8 protein-coding genes are annotated in these 14,467 nt (G+C 61.9%); 2 read left to right on the forward strand and 6 right to left on the reverse strand.

Going from position 1 to position 14,467, the window contains the following annotated elements; all coding sequences use genetic code 11:
• On the forward strand, positions 1-1,538 hold a 1,538-nt coding region (locus tag QRN50_RS15865; RefSeq protein ID WP_285427571.1), incomplete at its 5' end, for a thioesterase domain-containing protein.
• A 438-nt stretch (positions 1,539-1,976) separates the two neighbouring features.
• Here the strand turns inward: QRN50_RS15865 and QRN50_RS15870 are convergent.
• The 6 genes from QRN50_RS15870 to pvdM form a co-directional block, all read right to left on the reverse strand.
• The gene (locus QRN50_RS15870; protein ID WP_096127028.1) at positions 1,977-4,388 is read right to left on the reverse strand and encodes a TonB-dependent siderophore receptor; all 2,412 of its coding nucleotides are present in this window, start codon (positions 4,386-4,388) and stop codon (positions 1,977-1,979) included.
• A gap of 272 nt (positions 4,389-4,660) precedes the next feature.
• Positions 4,661-6,901, reverse strand: coding sequence for a TonB-dependent siderophore receptor (locus tag QRN50_RS15875; protein ID WP_096127027.1), 2,241 nt, complete (start codon positions 6,899-6,901; stop codon positions 4,661-4,663).
• A gap of 306 nt (positions 6,902-7,207) precedes the next feature.
• Positions 7,208-8,884: a cyclic peptide export ABC transporter gene (locus QRN50_RS15880; RefSeq protein WP_096127026.1), complete on the reverse strand. Its 1,677-nt coding sequence runs from the start codon at positions 8,882-8,884 to the stop codon at positions 7,208-7,210.
• A 66-nt stretch (positions 8,885-8,950) separates the two neighbouring features.
• Positions 8,951-9,811 (reverse strand): dihydropyoverdine dehydrogenase, encoded by an 861-nt coding sequence (gene pvdO / locus QRN50_RS15885; protein ID WP_024650675.1) that lies wholly within the window; start codon positions 9,809-9,811, stop codon positions 8,951-8,953.
• Positions 9,812-9,858: 47 nt separating this feature from the next.
• Complete coding sequence (gene pvdN, locus QRN50_RS15890; RefSeq protein WP_096127024.1) at positions 9,859-11,139, reverse strand: pyoverdine-tailoring periplasmic protein PvdN; 1,281 nt, start codon at positions 11,137-11,139, stop codon at positions 9,859-9,861.
• A complete protein-coding gene (pvdM, locus tag QRN50_RS15895; protein ID WP_054091748.1) occupies positions 11,132-12,526 on the reverse strand; it encodes a pyoverdine-tailoring dipeptidase-like protein PvdM in 1,395 nt (464 codons plus the stop codon). Before pvdM ends, pvdN begins: the two co-directional genes overlap by 8 nt.
• 182 nt (positions 12,527-12,708) lie before the next feature.
• Here pvdM and pvdP point away from each other — a divergent pair, with 182 nt between their 5' ends.
• On the forward strand, positions 12,709-14,343 hold the full coding sequence (gene pvdP, locus QRN50_RS15900) for a pyoverdine maturation tyrosinase PvdP (RefSeq protein ID WP_060400616.1): 1,635 nt from the start codon (positions 12,709-12,711) through the stop codon (positions 14,341-14,343).
• The last annotated feature ends 124 nt before the right edge of the window (positions 14,344-14,467 follow it).

Genomic DNA, 14,467 nt, shown 5'->3' on the forward strand with positions numbered 1-14,467 from the left:
AGCAGGGCGGCGGCAGGCTGTACCGCACCGGCGATCTGGCGCGTTATCGCGACGCAGGTGTCATCGACTACGCCGGGCGTATCGACCACCAGGTGAAGATTCGCGGTCTGCGTATCGAACTGGGTGAAATCGAAGCGCGTCTGCATGAGCATGCCGCTGTGCGCGAAGCCACGGTGATCGACATCGACGGGCCGTCCGGCAAGCAACTGGTGGCTTATCTGGTGCCAACCGATGCCGCTGAGGCTCCGGACGTTCTGCGCGAGCGTCTGCAGGCCCACCTCAAGGCTCACGTGCCGGATTACATGGTGCCGGGCTACTTTGTCTTTATCGATTCGATGCCGCTGACCGCCAATGGCAAGCTGGATCGCAGAGCACTGCCGAAACCGGACGTGGCCCGCTCACAGCAGGGTTACGTGGCGCCGCGTACGGCATTCGAGCAACGTCTTGCTGCGTTGTGGGAGCAGGTGTTGCACGTCGAACGGGTCGGGCTCAACGATAACTTCTTCGCGCTGGGCGGGCACTCGTTGCTGGCGGTTTCACTGGTGGGCAGGATTCGCGAGACGTTCGATATCTCCATCAAACTGCATGACTTGCTGTTGCTGCAGACCCTGGGTGAACTCGCCGATTTCATGCGCGCCGATGAGGCTCGGGTCAAATCGGCGGTCATCGCCATGAACGCCAATGGCTCGACGCATGCGCCACTGTTCTGCCTGCCACCGGGCGGTGGTGGCACCTATTCGTATTACCCGCTGGCGGGCAGGTTGAGCGACAGCCGACGGGTTTACGGATTGGTCAACAAGGCCTACGTGGTGCCGGGCTGGTTCGATACGTCGTGGCAAGACATGGTCAATTACTACGTCGAGCAGATCCGCATGACCCAGCCGCACGGGCCTTACAACCTGCTGGGCTGGTCGATGGGCGGCGCGCTGGCCGTCGAGGTCGCGCATGTGCTGGAGCGCGCTGGCGAGGTGGTGAGCTTTCTCGGGCTGGTCGACACCCAGCTACCGGCATCGGTGGGCATGCAATGGGTCGAAGAGGACCCGCAAGTCACCACGCAGCAGCAGGGCGAAAACTACTACCGCAGCCTGATCAAGAGCCTGCAGGCCTTTGTGCCGGGCTTGCAGGAGCAAACCATTGTCGACCTGATCGAAAAGGCCCGGCAGTCGGTGAGCGGGGAGAGTGAAGTGATTGACCAGGTAATCGAGCAGATCGCATTGCAACATGCGATGAACGTCGACAGCCTGCGCAGCATGTTCCAGGACATCGCGGTGCAGGACGAAATCGAAACCGGTTACAAGTTACTGGAAGCCAACGCAAAACTCAGCCAGGCGTTTACCTTGAAAACCCTCAATGTGCAGGTCGATTGCTGGTGGGCAGGGCAGAGCCGTAAACCGGGGCAGATTGCCAAGGCCGAAGCGGTGCTGCTGGAACAGTGCTCGGTCAACGGACTGCGCAGCTCGACAACGATCGATCAACGGCACGACAACCTGGTGATCGCGGAAGCGTTTCTGCAGGGGCTTGCCGAGCGTTTGGTGTGACGCAGAGCGTCACGAACGGCATTCCCACGCTGGAGCGTGAGGAACGATGGGTGTCTGGACTGGGATGTGATGGATGATAAGCGTCCTGAAGAACACTATCGTGCCCATGCTCCGCGTGGGCATGCCTTTCTGGACGCTCTGCGTCCTCTCTTGAGTGCGTGGTGCGGCGTAGCTGGTGTGACGCAGAGCGTCACGAACGGCATTCCCACGCTGAAGCGTGAGGAACGATAAGCGTCCTGAAGAACACCATCGTGCCCATGCTCCGCGTGGGCATGCCTTTCTGGACGCTCTGCGTCCTCTCTTGAGTGCGTGGCGCGGCGTAGCTGGTGTGACAGAGCGTCACGAACGGCATTCCCACGCTGGAGCGTGAGGAACGACAGGTATCTGGGCTGGAGCGTGCCTTTCTGGACGCTGTTGATCACGAGGGGCGAGCGTCGCTTAAAAATCACCGCGCAGGGTCAGGACGTAGTTGCGTGGGTCGCCGTAGTAGTTGCCGCGGTCGATGTCGCCGGTGGCCTTGTAGTATTTGCGATCCAGCAGGTTGTTGCCGTTGAGCGCCACCGTCCAGTGTTCGTCGATTTTCCACGCGACCCGCGCATCCCAGATGGCCCGGCCAGCGTTATCGATGGGCTGGGTCGACTCGTGTTCCGAGTAGCCGCTCTGCGCCGAAACCCCGCCGCCGATGGTCAAGCGACGCCAGGTGCCGGGCAGGGTGTAGCTGCTGGTCAGGCGCAACATATGCCGGGGTGTTTCCGCTGAAATCGATTGCCCGTCACTGCCGCGGGTGATGTTGAACGTGTAGCCGGCCAAGGTCTGCAATCCCGGTAACGGCTCGCCGCTGATTTCCATGTCGATGCCCTTGCTGCGCCGGATATCACCGTTCAGGTAGCAGGTCCCATAGGCATCATTGCTAACGCACTGACCAGCATTGGCATCATCCTCGACGGCCACATCCTTCTGCTTCACATAGAACAGCGCCAGTGACACATTCAGACGTTTGTCGAACAGCTCGCCCTTGATTCCGGTTTCATGGCTGGCGCCGATGGCCGGATCAAGCAGTGTGCCTGATGCGGTTCGATAGGCGCTTTGCGGCAGGAAAATATCCGTGTAACTGGCGTACCACGACCAGTCCCGGTTGAGGTCGTAGATGACCCCCGCAAACGGGGTGACCTGATTGTCCTCCTGGGCGCGACGGGTCACGCCTGCGGACCTGGTCTGATAGTCATAGCTGCTGACCCGGCCACCCATCACCAGGCTCAACGACTCTGTCAGGCTCAGGCGCAGGTTGCTGTAGACGCCATAGCGCTTGTCGCTGTAGTCCGTGCTGCTCCAGGCCGGACGCGCAGGTTCGGCAATCGCGTCGTGGTCGGGGCTGAAGATAGCCAGCGGTTGATTGGCGTTGACCGTGGCATAGCGCGACTCGCGTTTCTGTTCGGACCCGTTGCCGCCGACGGTCAACTGGTGACTCAGGCCAAAGGCGTCGAACCGGCCATCCAGGTGCGCGTCGATGCCATTGCTATGAATATCGTCCGAGCGGAACAGGGTTCTGACCAGCCGGGAACCGCTCTGCGTCGCTGGATCAATAGCGCCCTGTGCATAGGCGACCTTCTGATCGAAAGCGCCATCGGAGTGAGTGGCAGACAGTGTGCCGCTCCAGTTGTCGTCAAAGCGGGTTTCCAGTTCGCTGAACACTTCGTCGGTGCGGGTCTGGTGGCGGTTCCAGTCCTGGGCCAGCGACGTCGAACGCGGCAGGTCGATGGCCTTGCCGTTGCTGTAGCGAGGCAGACCGAAGATCGAAAAGCCCTGGGTGTCGGCGTTCTGATGGCGTACGCCCAGGGTCAGGGTGGTGTCTTCGCTCAGGTCGGTTTCCAGGATGCCGTAGAGCAACGGTGCGGTTTTCTGCAGACCATCGGTGAAATAGCCGCGGTCTTCATAGGACGTTACAAAACGCCCGCGGATGCTGCCTGAATCGTTGAGTTTGCTGCTGCCATCCAGATCGACCCGGTAGTTGTCCCAACTGCCTGCGCGAGTGGTGATCGACAACTGCGGCAGGGCGGTCGGGCGCTTGCGGACCAGATTGACCGCGCCACCGGGGTTGCCCGCGCCTATCAGCAAGCCGGCCGCGCCGCGCAGCACTTCGACGCGGTCGTAGATTTCCATGTCCGGGGTCATCCAGCCGGTCACGCTGTAACCCTGGCCGGCCACGCCATCGATGATGTAACTCTCGTCTTCCAGCGCGAAGCCCCGCGAACTGAAGACATGAGAGCCGAAATTGCGTTGGGAAAAGGTGATGCCGGGCGTCTGCGCCATGACCTCGTCGAGGCCGGTGAGGTTTTTGTCGTCCATCACCTGGCGGGTCATGACGGTGATCGACTGCGGCGTTTCGCGCAGCGACTGAGCGGTCTTGTTGATGCTCACGCCAGTGGCCGCATACGAGCCGCTGCCTTCGGAGGTGATGCCGAACGAGTCGCCCTTGATCGCCACCGGCCCGAGATTCATGGTTTGTGCGGAGGCAGCAGCGCCAAGGGTCAGGGTGTTGTCTTCAAGACTGTGCGCTACGTTGGCTTTTTTCAGCAGGTCGGCAACTGCCTGTTCGGGCGTCAGCCTGCCGTGCACCGGGCTGCTGAGCTTGCCGTTCAGGTCGTCGGGGTTATAGAGGATTTGCAGATCGCACTGGCGGCCCAATTCCTTCAGGGCACTGCTCAGCGTCTGGGCCGGTATATCGAACTCGAATTCCTCCGCCAGCGCCTGCCCCTGAACACTCAACGCCAGCACCAGCCCCACACCGCCCAGACGCAGGCCGAGCGTTTTCACGCGGCCTGTGCGCAGACGGCTGGAGGATGTTTGCATGGGAGGGATGGCTCGTTGAGATCAATGGCGAAGGATAATGCATTTGCGGTGGAGTTGGTGGTATGCAGATGTTTGCTGAGTGTCCCGGCCCCCAGCGTTCCGCTCGCTCAAACGCTCATGGGCCAGTATGTTGTCCAAAAATGCATCGTCTGAACTACAGTCTTCGCGAACAAGTTCGCTCCCACGGCCTTCGGCCAGAATCAAAAGCGGGCTTGTGTATAACGCTGAATGCAGAGCGTAGGCGCTAGAATCACGCCTATCGTTTACTTAGATCAGAAATCCCCCCGCAAGGTCAGGACGTAGCTGCGCGGTTCGCCGTAGACGTTGGAGCGGTCGGTGGCGATCGAGGTGGTGTAGTACTTGCGGTCGAACAGGTTTTCGGCGTTGAGTGACACCTTCCAGTTTTCGTCCAGTTTCCACGACGCCCTGGCATCCCAGATGGCCCGACCGGCCACGCCCAGTTCTTTGTTGGACGGCACTTCGTAACCCGAATCCGCCGACACTCCAGCACCCACGGTCAGGCGGTTCCAGGCACCCGGCAGGTTGTAGCTGGTGTTGAGGCGCAGCATGTGTTTCGGTGTTTCGTAAGCCACATCCGAGTCGCCGTTGTTGCGCAGCATGTTGTAGGTGTAACCGCCGAACACTTGCAGCCCCGGCAACACTTCACCGCTGGCCTCGACATCGACGCCCTTGCTGCGGCTGATGCCATCCTGCAGATAACAGGATCCGTCGGAGCTGGTAGGGCACGTTGTAAGAGTATCCTGGGCCGCGAGATCGACAGCAGCGACATCTTTCTGCTTGATGTAGAACAGCGCCATCGACAGGTTCATGCGCTTGTCGAACAGCTCACCCTTGAAGCCGGTTTCGTAGTTGGAACCGATGGCCGGGTCCAGTGGCGAGCCGGCGGAGGTTACGTAGTTGGCCTGTGGCGTGAAGATGTCGGCATAGCTGGCGTACCACGACCAGCTGTCGTTGATGTCATAGATAACACCCGCGAAGGGCGTGAATTCCTGAGTCTGTTTGGACTCGTAATCCTTCGCCAAGCCGGTTTTGACGTCGTACTTGTAGTCATACCAGCTGAGGCGCGTGCCGAGCACCACGCTCAACGGTTCGCTCAGGTGAATGCGTGTGTTGGCATAAAGGCCCGCGCGTTCTTCGGTGGTGTCGATGTCGGTTTGCCAGGCCGGACGGGCTGGTTTGGCGAACGCGTTCTGGTCGACGTCGAAGACGTTGATCGCGGTGCGTCTGGTCACCGTAGCCTGATGCGTGTTGGCGTTCTGCTTCGACCAGTCGACACCCAGGGTCACCTGATGTTCGAGGCCGAACGCGTTGAAGTTGCCTTCCAGCTGGCTGTTCAGACCGACGCTGTCGACCTCGTCCTTGCGAAACAGCGTGCCCTGAAAGTTGGAGCCCGCCAGCGTCACGGGATTCACTGCGCCCCGTGCGAAGGCAATGTTCTGATCGAAGCCACCCTGGGAATAGGTCAATGACGTGCGGCTGGTCCAGTCTTCATTGAAGCGATGCGCGACTTCGGTGAACACCTCGGTCATGTCGCTTTCATGGCGGTTCCACTTCTGCGCCAGGTTGGTCGAGCGTGACAGGCCCAGCGACTGGCCGTTGCTGTAGCGCGGCAGGCCATAGATCGAGTAGCCGTTGATGACCTGCTCCTGACGACGCAGGCTCATGGTCAGGGTGGTGTCGTCGCTCAGGTCGGCTTCGACGATGCCGTACAGCAGCGGCGTGCGGCTGTCGCGACCGTCCAGGTAAGAGCCGCTGTCATCGTAGGCCGCGACCATGCGCCCGCGCAGGGTGCCGGAATCGTTGAGCTTGCCGCTGCCGTCCAGGTCGACCCGGTACTGGTCCCAAGAACCGGCGCGGGTGGTGATCGAGAATTTGTTCTCGGCGGTCGGGCGTTTGCGCACCAGGTTGACCGCGCCGCCGGGCTGACCGGCACCGACCAGCAGCCCTGACGCGCCGCGCAGCACTTCCACGCGGTCGTAGATCGCCATGTCCGGCTGCATCCAGCCGGTGATCTGATAGCCCTGGCCGCCAATGCCGTCGACCAGGAAGCTTTCCGCCAGCAACGAGAAGCCACGCGAGGTGTACACGTGGCCGCCGAAGTTGCGGTACTGGAAGGTGATACCCGGGGTGTCTTCCAGCACGTCGCTGAGGCTGGTGAGGTTGTTGTCATCCATGACTTGCCGGGTCACCACGCTCACCGATTGCGGTGTTTCGCGTAGCGATTGCGGTGCACCCTTGCCGATGCTCACCGCGCCGGTGGTGTAGGAACCGGTGCCGTCGGTGGTGGTGCCCAGGTAATGCGAGTCGATTGCGGTCGGGGCCAGATTGACCGTGCCCGTCGTGTTCGAATCGTCTGCGACAGTTTCCTGCGCCTGGCCGGCCACCGGCATGCACAGCGCAAGACCCATGGCCGCCATGGATGGCCGGGAGCGGAACATCTGACTGAGCATCAACGCTTTGCTGAGCGGGGTGAGTCGTGACGGGTTGTGCATGAATTGGCTCTTTCCAGTGAGTATCGGCAAGGAGATCGGGGGCGTCGTTCAGGTCTGCGCAGTCGGGTCCAGCCGTCGACCGGGCAGGCATGAGCCACTTTTTTATGGGGCGGTGCGCGAGAGATGGCTGGGCACGCAATTCGCTGTTAATGAGAACGAAAGCGAATAACGTTTATTTAATGGTTTTTTCAAAATCCACGAAAAAAGATGGCGCTTGGCTAGTAATTGAGCGTGGCGCGGAATGCACAGGCAAAAAAAAGCCCCGCTCGCGGGCTGGCCGGGCGGGGCGTTCCAGGCTTGGATGAATCACGCCGGAATGGTTTTGTCGCGGGTTTCGCTGTGAACCTGTTCGACCTGAATCTGCCCGGTCTGCATCCGCACCAACTGATCGGCAACGTAGAAATAGCGGTCGTCATGGGAGATCACGATGATGGTCTTGCCCTGTTGCTTCAGTTCCGGCAGCAGCTCGGTGTAGAACACGCGACGGAACGCCGGGTCCTGATCGGCGGCCCACTCGTCGAAGACCAGCACCTGACGCTCGTCCAGCCACGCATTGATCAGTGCCAGACGCTTGCGCTGACCGGTCGACAGATCGGTGGTGGTGAAGACACCGTTCTCGATGCTGACCTTGTGCGCGATGTCCAGGCGCTCCAGGTACTTGCCCGCGTCCTGCGGCAGCGCGGCCTGGCCCTGCAACGGCTCGTCGAACAGGTAGTAGTCGGCGAAAATCGTGGTGAACAGCTGGCGGTAGTCATCCAGGTTTTCCGCGGTAACGGTCTGGCCATTCAGGCGGATCTCACCCTGTTGCGGGGTGTACAGGCCCAGCAGCAGCTTGATCAGCGTGGTCTTGCCACAGCCGTTCTCGCCGACGATGAACACGATGTCGCCCTGTTTGATGCTCAGGTCGACCGGGCCGAGGTGAAAGGCGTCGCTGCCTTCGACCGGCGGGTAGTCATAGCGCAGGTTGTGCAGTTCCAGCGTGTGCATGCTGGCCAGCGACGTCGGGCGGTCACTGACCAACAGGTGCGGTTCGGGGCTGGAGAATTTCCACGACAGCTCGGCGATGCGGCGCATGGCGATCTGCGCGCGGCTGATGCCGGGCAGGGCAGTCATCAGGCGCTCCAGCGGGCCTTTCATGTACAGCATCACCAGCACGAAGCCGCCCAGCACGGTTTTCTCGGTGGTCGGCCACATGGCCTGGAAGGCGATGGCCATGCCGATCACGGCAAAGAACAGCATCGAGCCGAAGGTTTCTGCGCTGACGAAGATGTTGGCAGCGCGAATGTTCGAGCGGCAGATGTGTTCAGTGGCCCCGTGAATCTTTTCGTCGAGCATGTTCTGACGACGTTTGCGCTGAATGCGCAGCTCCTTGGCGCCTGCGGACAGCGCCTGGTAGTGCTTCTGCAATTCGTCTTCGCTGTTGCGCGCCGCCAGAATGCTGCGCATGCCGAACGCATGCGCCAGGTATTGCGCGCCGGTGCCGAGCACCACGGTGAGCACTGTCAGCGCCAGAATCTGCCAGGACAGCACGGCCAGATAGGCCAGGCAGCCTAGTGTGACAGTAAACGAAATCACCATCGGTGCGACCGACAGGGCAAAGGTGCTGATGGTGTTGACGTCGTTGAGCAGCACCGGGATCAGGCGGTGCGCGCGATAGCGTTCCAGCTGCTCGATGGGCGCGACCAGCACCTTGGCCGCCAGCTCGCGGCGCAGGTTGGCGACGACTCGCTGGCCGACGTAATTGGTCGACAGGTTGGACAGGGTCGAACACGCCAGGGTCAGCACACACAGGCCGGCGAACAGCAGCGCGGTCTGCGTGTCCGGCCCGCCTGGCCTGTTCATCGCGTTGTTGATGGTGGCCAGCAGGCCGGTGACGCTCAGGCCGCTGACAATCCCCAGCAAGGTCGACAGCGCCACCAGCCACCAGAACGGCTTGAGGATTCTCAGGGTTTCCCGGGCGAGGCTTTCAGTTGTGCGGGTCATGGTGTGTCTCGTCAGTGTCCGTGAGTGCGGCTTGGGCTGGTTCAGGCCGGGGGCGCATGAAGTCCGTCAGAGGTCGCGGGCGACCCGGAAACCCAGCCAGTCACCCCGTACATCCGGCTGGCGGCTGTTGCGGTTGCCGGAGCGCGAGAAGATCGGCGCTTCGGTCCAGTCATTGCCGCGAATCATCTTCCAGGTGCAATCACCGGCCAGCCACGCGCTGCCATCGGTGGGCGCGCCGTTGTAGTTGCTGGTCTCGCAATCGGCGGTCCACTCGTAGACGTTGCCGTGGGCGTCGTAGATGCCGAAATCGTTGGGGCTGTAGCTGCCGGCAGGCGCCGTGTAGCTGAAACCGTCTTCCGGGCCGTAGGTGTTGGCGTGTTTGGCAATGCTGTAGGGCTTGCCTTCGTCCATCGGAAACGGGAACGAGCCCTTGCTGCCGCCGCGTGCCGCGTATTCACGCTGGGCTTCGCTGACCATGTGGTAGGACTTGCCGGTCTTTTTCGACAGCCATTCGACATACGCCTTGGCTTCGTTCCAGTCCATGCACACCGCAGGCTGACGCGGGCTCAGCGGGTAGCGCGGCTTGCCGGCCTTGCACTCGCGGCCCGGCCGGGTATCGCCGTCCGGCATCTTGTAGCCGGAGCTTTTGATATAGGCGGCCCATTCGCCAGCCAGTACCTGAAAGCGGCTGATGGCGAACGGTTTGGCGAAGGTCACGTCATGCAGCGGGCCTTCGTCCGGCTGACGACCCAGTTCCTCTTCGGGCGCCCCCATGGTGAAGGTGCCCGCAGGCAGCACGACCATTTCCGGGCAGTCCTTGCAGTCCTTGAACACCTTACCTGGCGCGGATACCGGCGTGGCGGCCAGGGCGCTGTCGCAGAGCAGAAGGCCGAGCAGGGCGGACAGGGGCAGCAGTGTTTTTTTCATGTCGGGTCTCGATGGAAAACGGAAAACAGGTGATCGGTGAATTTGTGTCAGGCGCGCCGGGCGAGCAGCGTCATGAAACGATCGATTTCGGCTTCGCTGTTCAGCAGTCCCGGCGCGGTGCGCACCACGGGGCCGACGTCGCGACTTACCGCGTCAACGACCATGCGCTGCTTCATCAGCCAGGCCGCCACGTCGTCGCACGACTGGCCCTTGAGCCGGAAGAAGCTGAAGCCCGCCGACAGCGCAGGGTCCACCGGCGTCACCAGCTCGACATTGGGCTGAGCCTTGAGGCGCTGCTTGAGGTAACTGTTGAGCTGGTGAATGCGTGCCTGCACATCGGCCTTGCCCAGTTGCAGGTGCAGTTTGAAGGCCTCGTTCAACGCCCAGCGGTGTTCGAACGAGTGGTAGCCACCGGGCGTCATGATCGTGCTGAAACCGGTGGCTTCCGAGAACGTCGGGATCAGCGGCGTGAGGTCCTTGACCTGTTCCGAGCGGGCGCAAACGATGCCGGTGCCGCGCGGGCCAAACAGCCACTTGTGGGTGCCGGCGACATAGAAGTCGCACCTCATCTCCGGGAAATCGAGGTTCTCGACGCCAAAGCCATGCACGCCGTCGACCACGTAGAGAATGCGCTCCTGGTCGTCACGGTTGCGATTGTGTTCCTCGACCAGATCGCCGATGGCCGCGATGGGCAGTTTCACGCCGCTGCCGGACTGCACCCAGGTCATGCCCAGCACCCGCGTCTTCGGCTGAATGCTGCGCGCGATGGAGCCGATGATTTCATCGGCCGAGACGGTCGCCGGGTCCTTGAACAGGCGAATCTTGCGCACCTGCGTGCCGTCGCGCTGCTGACGGAATTTGAGGATATCGCGGACGCAGGAATGCTCGTGTTCGGTGGTCAGAATCTCCTGATCCGGGCGCACATGGAGACCGCCGTAGATGATTGCCAGGCCTTCAGTGGTGCTGCCGGTCAGGGCGATCTGGCCGGGTTGGGCGTTCAGGTACTTGCCCGCCCAGACGCGAACCTCGTGTTCGCGGCGCTCGGTCTCTCCCAGGTCCCAGTCCATGGCCAGACCGGGATTACGGTCGATATGCGCACGATGCTGTTCGATGGCCTGGCGAACCGGTGCAGGGTGCGAGGTGACCAGAAAATTGGAGAGGTGGACGTAATCCGGGTCCTGATTGAACAATTGTTTCAGGCGCGTCCATTTGTCCGTGGAGGCCGGCTGAGTCGCTGGCGTCACGGCTGCCGTTGCAAGGCCGGAGCCCAGGGGCAGGGCCGCCGCGAGCAGCCCGGCCTGTTTGAGGAAGGTTCTGCGATCAGTCATGAGCGTCTGCGCCTGAGGGTCGGGTAGCGGCGTTTGAGAGATTCATGTGCTTCATATCCGGACGAGCAGCAGCCTGAACCTGCTCCCAGACGCGCAAGAAATTGCCGCCCCACAGCTTGGTGATATCCGCTTCGGCATAGCCGCGCTCGATCAGTTCGGCCGTCACATTGCGGATTTCGCTGACATCGTTGAAGCCTTTCACACCGCCGCCATCATTGAAGTCGGAGCTGATGCCGACGTGGTCGATGCCGATTTTGCGGACGGTGTAATCGATGGCGTCGACGAAGTCCTTGACCGTGGCTTTGGGCTCTTCCTCGAGAATCGCGTACAGCTTGCTGGCATAGGCGCCGAAGCGTTGTTCCGGCCAGACGGTGATGATCGGGTCGCCGGGCATCAGTGCCATGGCCAGGTTCGGCAACGGCGGCAGGTCGAAGTCCTTGCGCAGCGCGTTGAGCTTGTCCTGGGTCTTCTGGCTCAGCGGCTTCAAATAGGCCGGAAACGCCACGATCTGTACCACGCCGCCGCTGCGCTTGATGAGCTGCAGTTCCTCGTCGCTGAGGTTGCGCGGGATGTCCACCAGCGCACGCGGCGCCGAGTGCGAGGCGACCATCGGCGTGCGGCTCAGCTCGCTGACCTGTTGCAGCGCCTTGCTCGACATCTGTGACACGTCGATGATCACGCCCAGATCGTTGAGGCGTTGCACGGCCTGCCTGCCGATCTCCGACAGGCCGCCCAGTGCGTCGGGCGTGTCATTGAGAAAGGGCAGGGGACGTGAAGAGTCGGCCCAGCTGTTATTGCCGACATAACTGAAACCGAACATGCGCATGCCGCGTGCGGTCCAGTGGTCCAGCAGGCTCAGGTCATTGCCCAGCGGGTAAGCGTTGAGCATGCTGATGAAGATCGCAAACTTGCCTTCGCCGTGCAGGCGGCGCATGTCGTCCGGGGTGTAGGCGATGCCGACCTGATTGGGGAAATCGCGCACCAGCCCGCTGATGATTTTGTAACGCACTTCCTGCTGATGGCGTGCTTCGTCGACGAAACCGGGTGTCGGACGATGCGGGGCGTTGTCGCCGTTCCAGATCTCCGGCCAGCCGAATACCGTCAGTGCAGCCCCGGACAGGCGTCCGCGCGCGGCTTTCACCAGGTCGAATTGCCCCGAGCCGTCCTTGTCGGCTTCGTTGCCCTCGCTGCCGAATTTCATCGGCACGGTGATGTGGCTGTCGAAGGAAATGATCCGCTCCTGCAGGTCGTCGGCCTGTTGCATGACCTTGACCGGGTAGCCTGCTGGCGACCAGTAATTCCAGGCCAGAAAGCCCGCACCTGCACTGATGGCCAGGGCCAGCGGCAGGCCGATGAAGAGAGCTTTTTTCCAACGCGGTCTTGTCATTTCCGTCTCGTGTGGTTAACCGTTGCGCAGCCTGCGACGGCTGTTGCTATCTGGTGGAGAACGAGCGGATCGCCGATAAATTTAGCGCGGGGTCATGGATGTGTGTGCAGCGCTAAATTTGTCTGCCGGGTTTACGTTCTAGCTTGGATAACGGCTGTCTCGGGGCTGGAACAGGTAGGGTAATGACGATTTCTCGACGAGGGTTCATAGCGGGGCTGGCGCTGACCGGTGCGGCAGTTCCGGCAGCGTATTACGCGCATCGGGAACTCACCCGGGTCGACCTGCCCGAAACGCCGGGCGAAGCGACGGCGGGGCCTGCCGATACCGCCACTCAGCGCCTGGCCGACAAGCTGCGCGGGGTGTGGACCCTGCGTTTCGATGGGCGCGATGCCGGGCTGAGCGGTGCGCCGCTCGAAGGCCTGGAAATGTTTCTCGACATTGCCCCGCGCGGTCGCGGCCTGCGCGGCTATATCGACACGGCCGAACGATTGCGCAGCGATGGACTGCCGCGTTTTCGGGTGATTGGCGATCTGCAACCGGCCAACGCCGCAAGACTCTACCTGCGGGTCATGGACGGCCATGCCGGCAATGACCCGCACAGCGACAACCCGGATTACGAATTCAGCCTGACCCTCGATGAAGTCTGGGGCGCATTCGGTAACGCAGGCAGCGGCACCCTGAGCGGGCGTATCGAACGTCTGGACCGAGCGCTGGCCCTGCCGGAACTGGAAAGCCGTCTGATCGCGATCAAGCAGGTGTTTCCAGAGGCGCGGGAAAGGGTCGGTCTGAGCCCGCCGTTTCTGGCCTGGCTGGTGTCCAGGGAGCATCGTCTGTTCCATCAGCTCTGGCATGCCTCGCGAGACAAATGGCACAAACTGCCCGAAGACAAGCGTGACGCCCTGCGCGGCATTGGCTGGCAGCCGGGCCCGCGTGAGCATGAGCGCGATGCGCGTGGCCCGCACAAGGACCGCAACGGCTCGGGCGAAGACTTCTTTTATATGCACCGGCACATGCTGATCCAGGCACGCAGGATTCAGGACTTGCCGTCATGGCCGCGCTTTCCACTGCCGCAGCCTGAGCTGGAGCGCGACCGGCTGGGCTTTGCCCGCTATTTCGACAATCACGACGGTTGTTCGCTGCCGCCCAACTGGCTGGCGCACGGTGACGAGGAATACACCCAGCTGGTCAGCGATATCAAAAGCCACGAGACGTTTCATACGCATTTTCAGGTCTGGGAATCCCAGTATCGCGATCCGCGCTTCTTGTCGAAGCTGACCTTGGGCCAGTTTGGCTCGCAGGTCGAGCTGGAACTGCACGACTGGTTGCACATGCGCTGGGCCTCGGTGGCCCGCGACCCGGCCAACGGCCAGCCGGTGCCGATGGCACGTCGTTCGGATGATTTTGCCGAGCGCTGGTTCGCGCCGGAAAACGACTTTCTCGCCGACCCGTTTTCATCGCACGTGAACCCGGTGTTCTGGATGTTCCATGGCTGGATCGACGACCGCATCGAGGACTGGTTCCGCGCCCACGAGCGCTTCCATCCGGGCGAAGTGAAGCGCCTGGAAGTCAACGGCGTGCCGTGGTTTGCGCCAGGCCGCTGGGTGAACGTCAGCGACCCGTGGCTGGGGCCGGACACCCACGGTTGCAGTACCATGCCCGGCCAGGCCGCAGGCACGACCATGGAAATGGACCCGGAAGTCATGAAGCTGGCGCTGCGCATCACCTTTGCGGCAGATGACAAACTGAGCAACCTGCTACGCCGCGTGCCACGCAGGCCCTGGTATGCAAGGAATCTGTTGCCGGAGAGGTGGTTTTGACCAACGGCAGTGGAGGTTATCGTTCCCAGCGCTCCGGCTTGGGAGTGCCGTCCATGACGTTCTGTGGCACAAGAGGACGCGGAGCGTCCAGAACGGCATGCGACGCAGAGCGTCGCACGATAAT

The organism is Pseudomonas sp. MEJ108 (assembly GCF_030208985.1).
Taxonomy (GTDB): Bacteria; Pseudomonadota; Gammaproteobacteria; order Pseudomonadales; family Pseudomonadaceae; genus Aquipseudomonas; species Aquipseudomonas fragariae.

Excerpts from the sequence above, each read along its gene's own strand:
- QRN50_RS15880 (WP_096127026.1), bottom strand. The coding sequence starts at position 8,884 with ATGACCCGCACAACTGAAAGCCTCGCCCGGGAAACCCTGAGAATCCTC.
- pvdM (WP_054091748.1), bottom strand. The coding sequence starts at position 12,526 with ATGACAAGACCGCGTTGGAAAAAAGCTCTCTTCATCGGCCTGCCGCTG.
- pvdN (WP_096127024.1), bottom strand. The coding sequence starts at position 11,139 with ATGACTGATCGCAGAACCTTCCTCAAACAGGCCGGGCTGCTCGCGGCG.
- QRN50_RS15875 (WP_096127027.1), bottom strand. The coding sequence starts at position 6,901 with ATGCACAACCCGTCACGACTCACCCCGCTCAGCAAAGCGTTGATGCTC.
- QRN50_RS15870 (WP_096127028.1), bottom strand. The coding sequence starts at position 4,388 with ATGCAAACATCCTCCAGCCGTCTGCGCACAGGCCGCGTGAAAACGCTC.
- pvdP (WP_060400616.1), top strand. The coding sequence starts at position 12,709 with ATGACGATTTCTCGACGAGGGTTCATAGCGGGGCTGGCGCTGACCGGT.
- pvdO (WP_024650675.1), bottom strand. The coding sequence starts at position 9,811 with ATGAAAAAAACACTGCTGCCCCTGTCCGCCCTGCTCGGCCTTCTGCTC.